We start from the raw sequence: 15,509 nt of genomic DNA, 5'->3' as shown, positions 1-15,509 counted from the left end.
TTGTTTCAAATCCAAAGCCCACGCGCTGGAGTTTACTTTCAACAGTTGTCGCTTTGTATAACCGCAGACAGTGTACTTCGTTAGCCCTGCAATGTCGAAGATAAATCTTGTGGGGAGTTAAGGCATTATATGTGCGGTGGAAAAGCTGAACAAGAATTTGGCGCTCGTTGTCTGAATCAAACAAGTAGCTGAAACATTTATCAATCAATGTGACAAGACAAAGCTTTAATAGATTCCCTCGTTCCCAGCCTCTGGCTGGGAATACCTACTGGAAGGCTCTGCCTTCCTTACTCGCGGCAGCAGCCCAATGAGTAGCATTTCCAGCCAGAGGCTAGAAACCAGGTTTTAAAGGAGTTTCTGCTTAAGTTGACACCAATGTATCCTTATTGCCTTCTCACAGAGATTGTGTAACTAGGTAGATGTGAGGCATCTGTTTGAGTTTTCACAAGTCGCCAGTCATTATCTATATATAAGTGCTCAAAGGCTTGAGAAGTTCCTAAGGATATTTTTTTAAATTCATTAGCATGATTTATCTCTATATTTTCTAATTTGAGAGCTTTAGGCAAAACCAATTTTGACGCGTTCAGTTTGACTTTAGTGTTAACTACATGAGTAAACCAGTTGTAGACTGATTCTAAAGTTAGAGGAATTTCTCTATTTGTAAAAGTCTGAAATCTATCAATGTTTTGAAGATACCATTTGCCATTTTGAACTCCATATTTTTGGATAACCATGAAATCATAAGCTGGCAATCTTGATTGAAAGTTCTGGGATAAAGGCGCTTCTTTTCCCATTATATAGCGAGCTACACTGGCACAGTAACCATCATGCTGGAAAATTTGAAAGGACTGCTCTTGTATTCTTTTCGGTAAACTTTCATGAAACGATATGGTAGACCAGATTGGTGTCCAAACACCCACTAAAAGCCTTAGCTGCTCCGTAACACTGAAAGCAGGATTGTGTTGGCTCAACTTTATAAAATAGGGAAGTAATTCAGTTTTATAAAAATTTATTTCGTCATCCAAAGCTTCTGGATTTCGACCTTGAACTCGTGCCAAAATTTCATTTTTAAATTTTATTTTTTTTGGAGCACTTAATTGATTTTTCAGTAATAGTCCGAACATTACCATTTACCTTTTTCTCATTTTTTTAGATGACTTGGTAAGTATTAAAAGCTGGTGAGTTTAATGCTCATAAAACTATTATCTATTCTTTTATTTTGTAAAACGGTAGAGCCTTTTTGTCCCTATTTTTAACAGTTATTAGATATTTATCTGCTTGATATTATCTATTTATACTTATAAAATGCTGTGATCCAGATCACTGTAAACTAAAATATATTGAAGAAGCATTTAGAAATTAGAGTATTGCATACATATACCTGTAGCGGCTACTCTCCGAGTTCTCCAATGGAGTACTCAAAGGGTACGAGAAGTGCTAACAATTCCAAACAGCCAACAACCGCACCCACAAGTGGACGCGGTTTCTCAAAGGAAGATCGTGAAGTGGGAAGGATAAAAATTTTGCTCCTTCACACTTCATTGTTTATCTGAAATTTCTACGATTCTCTTCCTGATGCCCAGGTATCACGCCATTTAACTGTACCTTCTTTGGCAATCACCCAACGGCGATTTACGAGATTTTCGCGCAGAGGCGATCGCCCTTCCCGCCACATGGCATATTTATAAGAAATCAGCTTACCAGTACTTTCATCAAAGGGAATCTCGGCAGACCAGGTATTCGAGTTGATGTATTCTAAAGGATATGCTTTGCTGATATCCCAGTTACCCAACTCTGGGCAATCTCCTGTCACCACAATGATTTCACCGGGTTGGGTATCCACGCCATTGAGTTGCACGCGCACAATTGTCTGTGCTTTGATCCGTTCGCCAACGTGGCTGAAAACAAGCACTCCCCGTTCTTCTAGTACCAAGTCATAAATCTTGCCGTCTTTCACCTCATACTTATTGCGAGTCACCACACAAGTATGTTCTCCATCCGGTAATTCTGTTTCTACTTCAGGGAGAGTAACTTCTGCTCCCCGGTTTAAAGCGACAAAACACACGGAGTCACGATAGCGACGCACATAACAGTAAACATCAGGTGTTAAGTATTTTTGCCAGTGGCTACCCATTGACACGGCTGGATTGAGTCGCCGTAAGCCAGATAGTAGCCTGATGCAACGATAAATCTCACTCTCAGTATCCCAATTTTCCATCATCGGGCGGTTATAAGGATCGTTACCGCCATCGGTGTCATCATGCAGATACTGTTCTGTACCGTAGTAAATGCAGGGAATGCCGCGACAGGTCATAATTAAGGCGATCGCAACCTTTAACATCGCTGGATCGGGGTTCAGCGATTGGAAGCGGGACATATCATGATTATCAATGAAGGTAACTAGCTCTGTTGCCCCGTTATAGCGATAATCTTGGTCAAAAATGTATTGAATTGTTTGGAATCCATTTTCTGAACCTTGCGCCAGTGCAGCTCGAATTGCCACACACAACCCAAAGTCTAGAAGTGTCATGCCTGAGTGGTTAACAAATTCCACCGAGCGATCGTCACCAGGATTACTGTAAATCCATTCACCAAAAATAAATACATCTGGTTTGTGATTGGTCATCTCACCAGTGAATTCTTGCCAAAACCAGATAGGCATGTGCTTGACAGTATCCACCCGTAGTGCATCCACACCCCGGTCTAGCCATTGTTTAATTGCTGACTTAATATACTGCCGATATTCCGTATTGTTTTCATTGAAGGTTGCTAGACCAGCTAATTCACAGTTCTGTACTTGCCAATCGTCTTCCCAGTTTTGCACTTCGCCGTAATGGTGATACCAATTATTGACATCATCATTGAAGTCAGCAATTTTGACGCCATCATCATACAATTCGCCTTTGCTACCGCTGGTATCAGGGCTGCTGTGGTTGCAGACAATATCCAGCACCAGCTTCATATTCCGCTTGTGCAGTTCTGTAATCAACCGATCAAAGGTCGTATTTTTTTCTTCTTGGGTGGCGTTTAAAGAAGGATTCTCTCCATCCGCAATGTAGCGAGGATTAATCCGCTTAAAGTCTTTTGTCCAATAGCCATGTAGCGCTGCATTGCCAACAAATAACTCTTCAACCTGCTCGAATAGTGGAGTTAGCCAAATGGCGGTAACCCCCATGTTTTTGAGATAATCTAACTTATCGATTACACCCTGCAAGTCGCCACCCCAGTACTTACCCCAATCTTGTCTAGTTGGATCGTACAGTTCTGAGTTTGCACCTTCGCTGTTATCTGGATCGCCATCATAAAAGCGATCGACCACAAGAAAGTAAATGGTTTCCTGACGAAATTCAATATCTCTAGTGTAAAGAAACTCTAGATCAATCTCAGTATCTGTTGGTGGTGTTTCTATAATAGCTTCTACTTTTTCTCGTGCAGAATCAACTTTATATTGATCTGGTGAAAACTGAGATGGAGGAGTTTGTACCATAAAAAAAACTCAAAATTTCATGTAATTCATACTTGTAGATCAACAGTACAACGTTTAGAGTATTGTGTGTCGCTACAAACATCGGTATTGTGACATCCTGCCTACGGAGTAGGTATCTATCGTTAGCTAGTTTATAAATCTATCGATAGATATAATTCGTCTGCTAGAGGATAAAAACAAAGGAATACAGCAGTTATTAACGATAATTGCTTCATCACAAAAATTTACAATATTTACTTAAATCGACTTGCGGTAAATATTGAGCCTAGCCCGTGTTTAGGTGTATATTCGACAACAGATTTTAGAACATCTCAACTCCTTCGGTGTGAAACAAGAATTTGTCCTGTAAGGTCAATACTTGGTTAACAAGCCAATGGAATACAAACTCGATCGAGTTTGTTAGGTCAATTACTACCATCCGAAAGACTCGATCGGCGGTCATTTGGATTACTATGAAAACCTGGACAACGTTGAAATGAAATATCAGGCATCCTGGGGAGAATAAGGATACCAAGGTTACTGGTTAAATTCAAGTTTTTACGAAAATATCGCCGACCGCTTCCTACATGTCTCAAATCATGATAGAGGAAGTCAGGAGTCTGTGGAGTCGGATTACAGCAAGGCTTAATTAGCACTGGAGATTAGCTGTCAACAAGGTTTCGTTACACCTGAGCAATACTTGAGTAAAACACGTATTAGCCAAATTTTTCTCTAGAAGATTCGCTCCATTGGTAAACTGACCATTGTCACTTTCAATCTGTTATTACTATCAAGGAATTAATTCAGGTAGCAATTATGACCAAATATGACAAGGTTTTTAACTCACCAAAGACATCAGAGGAATCACTAAGTCCAGAGGAAGCGGTGGCGGCGATCGCAACTGTCACCGCGATCGCGGATTCATCCATTGAAGATGTAGATGCAGAAAGTTTAGCGGGTATCCTCTGGGAATTCGAGGTCTTCGAGGAATATTCAGAAGATGACATTGCGGAAATAGTTGATAGACTCATCTCCATTGCAGAAGAAGAGGGAATTGGGCCCCTGTTTAATACCGCCAAAGTATCTCTCTCAGATGAATTAGTGCTGGATGGTTTTGCTGCTGGGGTAATAGTGCTTTTAGACGATGATCTCGCCATCCCCAAATCAAAACAAGCCTACCTGAAAAAGCTACAAACAGCCTTGGAACTTGAGGATGAAGAAGCAGAGGAAATCATCAAGGAGGTAATTGCAGCCTTTCAAGAAGCGGAAGCAGAATTTGCAGACGACGAAGATGAAACAGTAGTCATAGAAGATTTTAGTCAACAGACATATGAATCCCCTTTAGGTAATTTTACTGTGCAGATTCCGGTTGATCCGCAGCAGGGTGGTAGAATTCAAAGCCAGGAAGGAGTAGTTGGCTTTTCTGATGATATCGGTACTTTGCTGAGAATCGATTATTATCCTTTCCCCCTAGAACAGTTAGAGGAACTGGAGTCTGTTGGACAAGAAGAATATTTACAAACAATCTTAGTAGACAAGTATGTACCGCAAGCGATTTTTGCCAATGTACCAGATGCTTCTGTGGAGTATAGCGAATATCTGGAAGATACCTTGCGAGGCGCTTACTACGTGTTAATCGATATGCCCAAAGGTTCGACGATTTCTAAGCAAGAAAATAATGGAACTGCGATCAGATTAGATGCGTATCGAGGGCTACTCACCTTTATCAGTGGTGAATTTTTGTATATAGTTAGTAGTCAGCACAGCTTTCTCAATGGCGAAACTCCTGATTCCGTTGAAGAAGAAGCCGAAGACATCAAGGAGAGTATTTTAGAGTTTGTTGAGACCATAGAATTTACTTAGTACATGTCACCGCAAAAAGGTTCGGAAATAGAGTTTTTATGGTGACGGTATTAAATAATCTCTCTATCCAAAAAAGCGATGTCTACGATGGGCTACGCATACGCTAAACAAATTCACGCCATCACCTACCAATAAAATTGGAAAGGGATGGCGTTCTCAATTCAGTGTTCATAACTCATGAACTTATCTGATGTACATTTGGAAAGGGCCATGTCTGACGACAAGCCCAGAGGCAGAATGTCTCCGGTGTCTACGCTTGTAACTTTTCATGACAATAACCCTGCTGAACAATCGCTATCAAATCATCCAAGTAATCGGCGCTGGTGGGTTTGGCGAAACCTTTCTGGCAGAAGATGTCCATATGCCTTCTCGCCGTCGCTGTGTAATCAAGCAACTTAAACCGATAACCAATAATGACCCGCAAACCTACCAACTTATCCAACAGCGGTTTGAACGGGAAGCAGCAACTTTGGAATATTTGGGTGAAAGTAGTAACCAAATTCCGAAACTTTACGCCTACTTTTCTGAAAATGGGCAGTTTTACCTTGTCCAAGAATGGATTCACGGCCAAACCCTGACAAAAATTGTCGAAGCTAAAGGATTTGAGAGTGAAACTGCTGTTCGACAAATTCTCTTGAGTCTGCTTTCAGTCTTGGATTATGTCCACAGCAAAGGCATTATTCACCGGGATATCAAGCCTGAGAACATTATTCTCCGTTCTGTTGATGGCAAGCCAGTTTTGATTGATTTTGGTGCAGTCAAAGAAACAATCCGTTCAGTGGTGAATTCTCCAGGATACCCGACGCGATCGCTTGTCATTGGTACGCCTGGTTATATGCCTAGCGAACAAGCCGTTGGCCGCCCAGTTTATGCTACTGATATTTACAGCTTAGGTTTAACGGCGATTTATCTGCTGACTGGCAAACACCCGCAAGAACTACAAACCGATCTCAAAACTGGGGAAATACTTTGGCAGCAGTACGCCCCTCACGTCTCTTCCCAATTGGCGACGGTACTCAATCAAGCTATTAAGCCTCATGCTGGCGATCGCTACAGCACTGCCAGTAAAATGCTACATGCCTTGCAGTCTGCTAGTAATATACCTCCTGAATTAGCTGCAAATACTTCCACAATCAGTTTTTCTCCCACCACTACATCGACTCGACAAACCCAGGCATTATATTCTCCGCAAAAAAATTCTGCAATCGCAGGGTCTTCTACTCGTGGAAACTGGCAAAAACCTGCTGTGATTGTTGGTACTTTGCTGGTAGGCAGCTTGCTTGGTGCTGTAGCAATTTCTAGCATCACTCGTCAGCAACAACCAGAAACAACCATTGCCACAAGTCCAAACCCATCGCCAGAATCTTTGCCCACTCCTACACCTACCGAACCGCCCGTTTCTTCCCAAACTTCTCCAGTCCCAGTTGTACCGACCTCACGACCAAAACAGCCAGTAATCCCCGATCCTTTGCCAACCTCTAGTCCCCCAGTTGTATCCATAGCACAGCCAGAAAAAGAGCCTGTAACTTCAGATACTCCAGCGCCAGTAGCAGTATCAACACCACAGCCAGAACCAGAGAATATTGCACCTCCCACCCCAGAAGCAACTTCCACAGCACAAAACAACGATCGGCGACCTAGTAAATTAGCTACGACTAGCAGTAGCCAAAGTAGCAAAAGTGTTCCCGCATTTCCTACAGGTACATCAAGAAGCGCTGTAGAAGCTACCCTCGGCAAACCAAATCAAGATTTAAGAGGCGCATGGGGCAAGACCCGTGCTGTTGTTTACAAACTAGTGCCTGATAAAATTGACCTAGGCTATTTATTTGATCGTAATTCTAAAGTGCTGCGTCAAACTGAGGTATCTTTTGCCCAATCAGTAGACCCCCAGATAATGGAGGCTACCTTGAATGGAATGTTAGGTGGGCAAGCCACTGAAGAAATTAAGCAGGGACTCAAACAGATACAACAGCGACAGTCTGATAATTTTAGTTTTAAAAATGGCTTAGTTAAAGGTCAGATTATCCGCCAACAATGTGATTTTATTTATATTAGTATTTGGGATGCAGATTTACATGATTTTGTGAATCCATCTACAGGCAAAAGGTGTTAATTTTTTGAGAACAATATTTCTCAAAATTTAGGTTTCTGTATCCCTTAACACAGATTCGGTATTCAATATAGTCAATAAAAAACTGTATTTATTGGTCTGCAATCAACACAATTTCAGTCTTACCAAGTACAAAAACCCAATTTTTAGAATTAGTGCATTTGTTTTCTAGCTTTTGCAACTCCCAATCCCCAATTTCAAACTGAGTTTTCAATTCTTAATCTTCATAAAGTTATAAATAGCATTATTAAGTTTTTAATAATACTTGTCTCAGCTTCTACATTCATGTCGTAAAGTGCGATCAAAATTGTGTAATCTGAAGACAGCTAAGCTAAATTATTCAATTGAGGTCTGATGACTCCTACAATTATGCGTCAGCTTTGGTCAGTGGTTGAAACCGCCCAAGCCAAGCTCCTCTTACAACTGGATGATGCTAGCTTGGTGCAGTGGTTAGTGAAACAAACCGAAACGCAAGTGTTGTTAGATTCTAACGAAACTGATTATCTGTGCCACTACATTCAATCTCGGCTAGCCCTTATACGTGATATTGCTCATGAACGCCAGTGTTCATGATGCCTACGGCGGGCTACGCCAACGCAAAATTACGATGAATTAATTGATAGTCAAGTGTTATTACTATTGACTATTGGCTTTTTGGAAAAATAACCTTCCACTAAGCAGTCAGAGCCTACTACACGCCAACGAACACGTTCTAGAGACAACGCCTCAGTCATGGTAGTAAAGCCTAAATCGCCCACAGGTGTAGGAGCAATACTACCACCAATGATTTTCGGGGCGATAAATGCTAGAACTTTTTGCACTGCTCCTTGAGCGATCGCACTAGCAGCTAAGGTACCCCCACACTCCCACAACACGCTAGAAAAACCCCGATCGTATAAGTACGCCATTGCCTTGTCTGGTGTAAGGGATGTTACTTCCACCACCTCCACCCCCTGTTTGAGCAACAGTTCTTGAAAATCGGGGTTAGCACCCTCCTCTGTCAATACCAAAGTTGGAGCATCCGCAGTTTGCCACAGATGGGCACTTTCCGGTAAGTTGAGATGGCGACTCATCACCACTCGCAGGGGATTATGTGCCCCCACCTGATGGCTGGTTAAGTAAGGATTGTCTTGTCGGACTGTATTACCACCGACAATTATTGCGTCACAAGCGGCTCGCAGCTGATGTACTTCACTACGGGCATCTTGGCTTGTCACCCAGGCGCTGTGGCCAGAGTTAGTAGCGATTTTGCCATCTAAAGTCATGGCATATTTTAAAATTCCCAAAGGGCGCTTGTAGAGAATACGATGCACAAAAGCTTCATTTAGCTGATGACAAGCTGCCTCTTCTACTCCTACCAACACTTCGATCCCCGCCGCTCGTAAACGGGCAATACCACCTCCAGCTACCAGTGGATTGGGATCAACCATACCCACTACTACTTTTGCCACCCCTGCTTGGATCAATCCTTCCGAACAAGGGGGAGTACGCCCGTAGTGATTGCAAGGTTCGAGGTTTACATAAATTGTTGCACCACGAGCGCGATTCTCCTGGGGAGAGGCTGCGCCAACGCCTGCTGCTTTTAAGGCAAACACTTCTGCATGAGGCTCACCTGCACGAGGATGAAACCCTTCCCCGACAATCTCGCCATCCTTGACAATCACTGCTCCCACTAGTGGATTTGGCGAAGTGCGCCCTAAGGCCAGGCGAGCAAGTTCCAAGCACCGCAGCATCATGCGAGAGTCAAAGTCACTTCCTACCTTTTCCTTTGGTGATGAATTCGAGCCAACTGCTGACTCCACCAAAAGTATATTTTCCTGAGTGTAATTTGGTAAGGATGCATCTGCTTGAGCGACCACAGGGAAATTATCCATAATTTTAAGCAATACTGTAAATGTTATGCACGCGATCGCCCAGCCTTTCCACAGGAGAATCGCGCTTTGATCCTGATATAAACAGAAATATCCAGGCAGGGGTACGGGAAGCGTTGCAGAAAAGTGGGATGAATTGGGGCAAGCATAAGGAAAATTTTGGAAGTTGCTAAATCTATCCCGCAACTATGCAAAGCTGTACGAGAAAGCGGAGCAAATGCTCTCTATAAGACGCTGCACCCTGCGGAATCTTGCTACAAACTTTTGTCTCCGACACGCTACGCGAACGCAAAATCTCAAATCCAAAATAGTACGAGATGGGTTACTTTTATGTTCGCCGATTAACCAGGGTAGCGCTAGCTTGGTCAACAGGCATCAGCACAACTTCATTAATATTGACATGGGGCGATCGCGTCACACAGAAAAATATCACATCAGCCACATCATCTGCTGTCAGGGGTGTAACTCCCTGGTAGACTTTGTTGGCGCGTTCAGTATCTCCGTGAAAGCGCACCTCGCTAAATTCTGTTTCTACCATACCAGGGTCAACGGAAGTTACACGTACCCGCGTTCCCAACAGGTCTTGTTTTAAACCTTCAGAAATTGCTCTCACAGCAGCTTTGCTAGCACAGTAGACATTGCCACCGGGATAGGTTTGATGTCCGGCAATGGAACCTAAATTTACCACATGACCGCGATCGCGACTCACCATTCCAGGAACGACATAGCGGGATAGGTAAAGTAAACCCTTAATGTTAGTATCAATCATGTCTTCCCAATCTTGAAAGCTGCCCTCATGCAACTTGTCTAAACCGCGACTTAGACCAGCATTATTAATGAGAATGTCAATTTCAGACCAGGCAGAGGGTAGAGTCGCAATGGCAGATTCCACAGCGCTGCGATCGCGCACATCTAGCTGTAACAAATGAACTTCAGTCCTAAAATCTTTATTGAGAGTATCTGCTAACTGCTGCAAACGTTCTAAGCGTCTTGCCGCTAAAATCAGTTTTGCACCCGCACCAGCGAAGATTCTCGCACAAGCAGTACCAATACCACTACTTGCACCAGTGATCAAAATGGTTTGATTTTGTAGGGAAGTCATTAGGATAGTTAGGAGTGAGGAGTTAACAACTATGAATTATGAATTAGCACAAGTTTCATGGTTCATAATTTATCATCAGTCGGTCTATAACTCCTAACTCTTGTACAGACGCGATTAATCGGGTCTCTCCTAACTCTTGTACAGACGCGATTAATCGGGTCTCTCCTAACTCCTAACTACTTCTTCACCACTTGCAGGCGCTGAGTTATCATCGTCATCCCATTACCCCGCAGGATTACGGCAGAAACCCATTGGCTACCAGGGGTAGATGGTGCTTGTCCAACTTTAAACAGTCCACCAGATGTTAGTAATTGCAAATCCACAGATGTGGGGTTGAGAAATTTATCTGGTTGGATGGGTTCCTCTAGCGCCGTTCCTAGTAAAAAATCATCACCAAGTGGTTCTTCGACGATCGCATCAAAATTATACTTCTGACCGACTTTCACCTGCTGTGGTAATTTAATATCAATTTGGGGCGGCTTGCTGCCAGAGGTAAGTAGGGTGCGTTCTGACAAAATGTCTTGGTGGACGATTTTTCCGCCTGCAATGCGCTGACGCGATTTAATCGTGGCATTGAGAGCTAACTTATTAGCGTTACCGGAGGGTAAGCCAGTTATGTTTGTTTCTGTTTCGGCAATAATTCCATTGCCTTCAGGTTTTGAAGATAGCAGTTTCGTACTGTATTGCAATTTGGGATATCGTTGCCAAAGTGAAATCAAAGACTTTTCCAAGGTTTGGAGGTTTAATCCATCCCCATGAGTGAAATTGGGGCTGTAGAATTGCAACACCCCTTTGACATCGCCCCGGCTGGCGGCGGCATCAACTTGTGTCAAAAGATTTTTCAGATCGGCTGGTGCATTTTGGGCTGTACCAGCTTGGGCTAATTGCTGTGGTGTCGTTGCTTGAGTGCGTTGCCAACCACTTGTTAAACCAAGGGTTAGCAGGAACGTAACCAGCCAGATATTTGCAGGCAATCTGAGTTGGCGTCTCACTAAGGCAGTAATAATTTTAGTCATTGGTAAGAATTTACTGATTTGATTAGAGAAAGTGAGGAAATTGTTTTATCTTAGTTAAGCTAGACGCTAAACGGTAGAGGTTTGATGGCAAACGCACCGATACGATTATTAATAGCTGCCAGTGGGACTGGGGGACACTTGTTTCCAGCGATCGCACTGGCACAAAAACTTCCAGATTATCAAATAGAATGGCTGGGAGTACCCAATCGGCTAGAAACTCACCTTGTCCCTAAGGAGTATCCCTTGAATACTATTGCAGTTGAAGGGTTTCAGCAAGGGTTTGGACTCTCCTCGATTCGCATCTTGGGTAAACTCGCCCTTTCGATTCTGAAAGTCAGACGAATTCTCAAACAGGGGAATTTTCAAGGGGTGTTTACCACAGGGGGTTACATTGCCGGACCAGCAGTGATTGCGGCGCGTTCCCTAGGTTTACCCGTGATTTTCCACGAATCTAATGCCTTACCAGGTAAAGTAACTCGTTTTTTTGGCCCTTGGTGTAGTGCGGTAGCCTTGGGATTTGAAGTAGCTGCTAAGTATTTACCCCGTGCTAAAAATGTCTGTGTTGGCACTCCCGTAAGAGCACAATTTCTCGATGGGACAATTGATGCATCGCTGGATTTAGCCATTCCTGAAGGTGTTCCCTTAATTGTCGTCTTTGGTGGTAGCCAGGGTGCAGTTGCAGTTAATAAGTTGGTGCGCGAATCTGCAAAAGCTTGGTTTGATGCTGGTGCATATCTAGTACACTTAACTGGTGATCGCGATCCAGAAGCAGATAGTCTCAAACATCCACAGTACATAGCCTTACCTTTTTACAACAATATGGCGGCGTTGTTGCAACGAGCATCTCTAGCGATTAGTCGTTCTGGCGCAGGTAGCTTGACAGAATTGGCAGTATGTGGAAAACCAGCGATTTTGATTCCTTACCCCTTTGCCGCAGAAGACCATCAATCTTATAATGCAGACGTATTTACAAAAGCTGGTGCAGCGTTAACGTTGAAGCAATCAGAGTTGACGACTGAAGTATTGCAAAGTAATGTGTTGAATTTATTGCAGTCACCGCAAGAATTAGCAAAGATGGGGGAAAACGCAAAAGCGATCGCAGTTCCTGATAGTGCCGAAAAGTTGGCGCAGTTAGTGCGTGAGATGATAGAAACTTAAAAAATTCCAAATTCAAAATTGTTCGCGCAGCGTCACGGAGTGAAGATACTAAGAGATAATAGGAATTTATTCTCTAGGTTATGAATATTTTATTTAACCAAAAATTTCGCCTCACAGTAGGTTGTGCTGGTTTGTTCCTTGTCAGTTTAGCCAGTAGCCATCTATATAATCAGTCAACAATTAAACAGCTAGCCCCACAAGAACAGTCTTTTACTCAGCAAGAAAATTTTACCCCACTTCAATCACATATTTCCTTCACTTCAAATCAAGTTGCCGATCCACTTACTTCAAAGTTTCAAAATCCTTTTGTCGTTCAACAAACATCCGATCAGATTTTAGGCGAGCAAAATGCTTTTTCATCTCAGCAGGATTTGTTAGCAGCATCTACACCCTATCCAGTTGTTGATGAGTTCAAAAAATATAAATTTAGCGTTAATGGCAGCCAAGTTTTTAGTACAGTAAAACTACCAAGTAGTAAGGTTAATTTCAATCAAGGAGATTTATTAACCGTTCTCGTTAATACTAGAAAATATTTTCAAGACTACGCCTCAGAAGATCCAGATGTTATGCGTACAGGAGTACTTGCTACTCAAGGAGTTACTGTGCCAGATGTTCTCAAAACTTTGGATTTCATGATTGCTGTTTTAAAGGAGGATATTGCTAATAATCGAGCTACTCGTTTACAAGACCATAAATTTATCAATACCAATTTTCGAGTCATTAAATGGACTGCCTACAACCCAAAGAGTAAACAGCAAAAACAATTACGAATTACCAAATATGCTGTCTTTACTCACTCTGGTTCTCGTAAGAAAACTTCTACTTTTAATACACCAATTTATAGCTTAAAAGAAAACTTTAATAACGATAAGTTTTACACTAGATACACAAAGCAGGATGTTTTATCGGGTATTTACGAACCCGGTGGTAAAGAATTTGGTAAAGTTACAAATCTCGCTTATCTAACCAGAAATGGCTTAGAAGAAGCAATTATGGAAGGAACAATACTGATTAATTTTACAGATGGTTATAAGGCATTTTTTAATGTAGATAGAAATAATGGAATGCCTTACATTCGCGGATTGAAAGCAACAGCACAAAAGCGTTATTGGTATTTTAGAGAGGTTAATGCTATTAAAGGCTATGGATACAAAATAGATGCAAAAATATCTATCAAACCCGGAGTCACTTTTGCTGGAGATGTTTTGAATATCGGCTTAGGTAAAGTGGTTGTGATTGAGCACACTCAAGGTGGTCGCAAACATTTGCAAATGGGAGTCATCGCTGATACAGGCGGAGCATTTTTACCCAATCTTTATCAACTCGATTTTTTGGCAGGTATTTTTAAGAATAAAAAAGAGTTTGGGCAGAATATCAGCCAATTGCCGGACTATGCTACAGCATATTTTTTAGTCAAGAAGTAATGCATTACTAATTCGTAATACTCGCCGGAAGCAAGTATTACGAATTAGTAATTATTTGGTCAACAGTTCTAAGTTATGACCATTGGGATCATAGAAATAGAAGCCACGACCTTCCTTCCTGTGGTTAATTTGTCCTTTATTATGATGCATGGGGTCGCTACTATATTCAATACCGGCCTCGTTGACGCGTGCAAAAATTGCATCAAATTCCTCGTCACTGACATGGAAGGCATAATGATGCGACTCGAATGTTTCAGCGTCAGCGAAGTCTAGCGTCAGTCCATCATTGACATGCACAGCAGCAAAGTGGTCAACGGGAACCTCAACCTCTAAACCAAAAATTTTTGCAAAGAACGTCGCCGATGCTTCCTTGTCATGTGCGGGCACTATGGTGTGATTTAGAGTAATTGTCATGTCACACGTCCCCTCCTAATTTCGGTAATAATCTATATCAACTCTCTATTCAGAGTCGATAACAGCAATTTTCCTTTCTATTTTATCTTTTGGGCGCTGACACCAGAGTAAACCTATATAAATTCCGTGTTTTTTGTATTTTTAACACCCGCAAACACTAAATATAATTTTTAAATAAGCAAAACTAATGACTTTTATCAGCTTTGCTGAAGTAATAAAACTTGATTAAAAATTGTAAAGCAGTGTAAAGTAGTTTCACAGGCAAAGACAAAACCGCCTGATTCATAAATAACTAACCGCACTTATAAAACAATGACAACAACCTTACAACGTCGCGAAAGCGCCAACGTATGGGATAGATTCTGTGAGTGGATCACCAGCACCAACAACCGGATCTACATCGGTTGGTTCGGCGTAGTCATGATCCCCACCCTGCTAGCCGCAACCGCCTGCTTCGTAATCGCCTTCATCGCCGCACCTCCAGTAGACATCGATGGAATCCGTGAACCTGTTGCAGGTTCCTTGATCTACGGAAACAACATCATCTCCGGTGCAGTAGTACCTTCCTCCAACGCCATCGGCTTGCACTTCTACCCAATCTGGGAAGCAGCATCTCTTGATGAGTGGCTGTACAACGGTGGTCCTTACCAATTGGTAATTTTCCACTTCCTGATTGGCGTATTCTGCTACATGGGTCGTGAATGGGAACTATCCTACCGCTTAGGAATGCGTCCTTGGATTGCTATAGCATATTCTGCTCCCGTTGCAGCAGCAACCGCAGTATTCCTCGTATACCCCATCGGACAAGGTTCATTTAGCGATGGTATGCCTTTGGGTATCTCCGGAACCTTCAACTTCATGATCGTCTTCCAAGCAGAACACAACATCTTAATGCACCCCTTCCACCAATTAGGTGTAGCAGGTGTATTCGGTGGAAGTTTGTTCTCTGCAATGCATGGTTCACTAGTAACTTCTTCTTTGGTTCGTGAAACAACCGAAACCGAGTCCCAAAACTACGGTTACAAATTCGGTCAAGAAGAAGAAACCTACAACATCGTTGCAGCCCACGGCTACTTCGGTCGTCT

The 15,509-nt window shown here is 42.5% G+C and carries 12 protein-coding genes; 6 read left to right on the top strand and 6 right to left on the bottom strand.

The features are described 5' to 3' along the window. Window positions 1-383: 383 nt before the first annotated feature. Entirely contained in the window at window positions 384-1,124 is a 741-nt protein-coding gene (locus tag RM347_RS29825) for a hypothetical protein (protein WP_322718166.1), read from the bottom strand. A gap of 434 nt (window positions 1,125-1,558) precedes the next feature. Then, complete coding sequence (locus tag RM347_RS29820; protein WP_322718165.1) at window positions 1,559-3,487, bottom strand: alpha-amylase family glycosyl hydrolase; 1,929 nt, start codon at window positions 3,485-3,487, stop codon at window positions 1,559-1,561. Between the two features lie 795 nt (window positions 3,488-4,282). Here RM347_RS29820 and RM347_RS29815 point away from each other — a divergent pair. The 3 genes from RM347_RS29815 (at window position 4,283) to RM347_RS29805 (ending at window position 8,012) form a co-directional block, all read left to right on the top strand. Beyond that, the gene (locus tag RM347_RS29815; protein ID WP_322718164.1) at window positions 4,283-5,329 is read left to right on the top strand and encodes a hypothetical protein; all 1,047 of its coding nucleotides are present in this window, start codon (window positions 4,283-4,285) and stop codon (window positions 5,327-5,329) included. A 268-nt stretch (window positions 5,330-5,597) separates the two neighbouring features. Then, window positions 5,598-7,442 (top strand): protein kinase domain-containing protein, encoded by a 1,845-nt coding sequence (locus RM347_RS29810; protein ID WP_322718163.1) that lies wholly within the window; start codon window positions 5,598-5,600, stop codon window positions 7,440-7,442. Between the two features lie 351 nt (window positions 7,443-7,793). Continuing rightward, window positions 7,794-8,012: a hypothetical protein gene (locus RM347_RS29805; protein ID WP_109012126.1), complete on the top strand. Its 219-nt coding sequence runs from the start codon at window positions 7,794-7,796 to the stop codon at window positions 8,010-8,012. 50 nt (window positions 8,013-8,062) lie between these two features. Here RM347_RS29805 and ribD read toward each other — a convergent pair whose 3' ends face one another. From ribD to RM347_RS29790, 3 genes are all read right to left on the bottom strand, one after another. Then, window positions 8,063-9,313, bottom strand: coding sequence for a bifunctional diaminohydroxyphosphoribosylaminopyrimidine deaminase/5-amino-6-(5-phosphoribosylamino)uracil reductase RibD (gene ribD / locus RM347_RS29800; protein WP_322718162.1), 1,251 nt, complete (start codon window positions 9,311-9,313; stop codon window positions 8,063-8,065). A 325-nt stretch (window positions 9,314-9,638) separates the two neighbouring features. Further along, window positions 9,639-10,412, bottom strand: a complete 774-nt coding sequence (locus RM347_RS29795; protein WP_322718161.1) for an SDR family oxidoreductase — start codon at window positions 10,410-10,412, stop codon at window positions 9,639-9,641. Window positions 10,413-10,588: 176 nt separating this feature from the next. Continuing rightward, window positions 10,589-11,428 (bottom strand): nuclear transport factor 2 family protein, encoded by an 840-nt coding sequence (locus RM347_RS29790; RefSeq protein ID WP_322718160.1) that lies wholly within the window; start codon window positions 11,426-11,428, stop codon window positions 10,589-10,591. 84 nt (window positions 11,429-11,512) lie between these two features. Between RM347_RS29790 and murG the strand changes: the two genes are divergently transcribed. Both murG and RM347_RS29780 read left to right on the top strand, forming a co-directional pair. Continuing rightward, window positions 11,513-12,586, top strand: a complete 1,074-nt coding sequence (gene murG / locus RM347_RS29785; RefSeq protein WP_322718159.1) for an undecaprenyldiphospho-muramoylpentapeptide beta-N-acetylglucosaminyltransferase — start codon at window positions 11,513-11,515, stop codon at window positions 12,584-12,586. A gap of 80 nt (window positions 12,587-12,666) precedes the next feature. Then, window positions 12,667-14,010, top strand: coding sequence for a hypothetical protein (locus tag RM347_RS29780; protein WP_322718158.1), 1,344 nt, complete (start codon window positions 12,667-12,669; stop codon window positions 14,008-14,010). Between the two features lie 51 nt (window positions 14,011-14,061). Here the strand turns inward: RM347_RS29780 and RM347_RS29775 are convergent, their stop codons facing one another. After that, on the bottom strand, window positions 14,062-14,424 hold the full coding sequence (locus RM347_RS29775; RefSeq protein ID WP_322718157.1) for a VOC family protein: 363 nt from the start codon (window positions 14,422-14,424) through the stop codon (window positions 14,062-14,064). Between the two features lie 312 nt (window positions 14,425-14,736). Here RM347_RS29775 and RM347_RS29770 point away from each other — a divergent pair. Beyond that, window positions 14,737-15,509: photosystem II q(b) protein (locus RM347_RS29770; RefSeq protein WP_428850634.1), on the top strand; the 773-nt coding region annotated here is incomplete at its 3' end.

Source organism: Nostoc sp. ChiQUE02 (assembly GCF_034531305.2).
Classification (GTDB): Bacteria; Cyanobacteriota; Cyanobacteriia; order Cyanobacteriales; family Nostocaceae; genus Nostoc.
The sequence above is the reverse complement of the archived record's forward strand: the minus strand, read 5'-3'. Positions and strand labels throughout refer to the sequence as shown.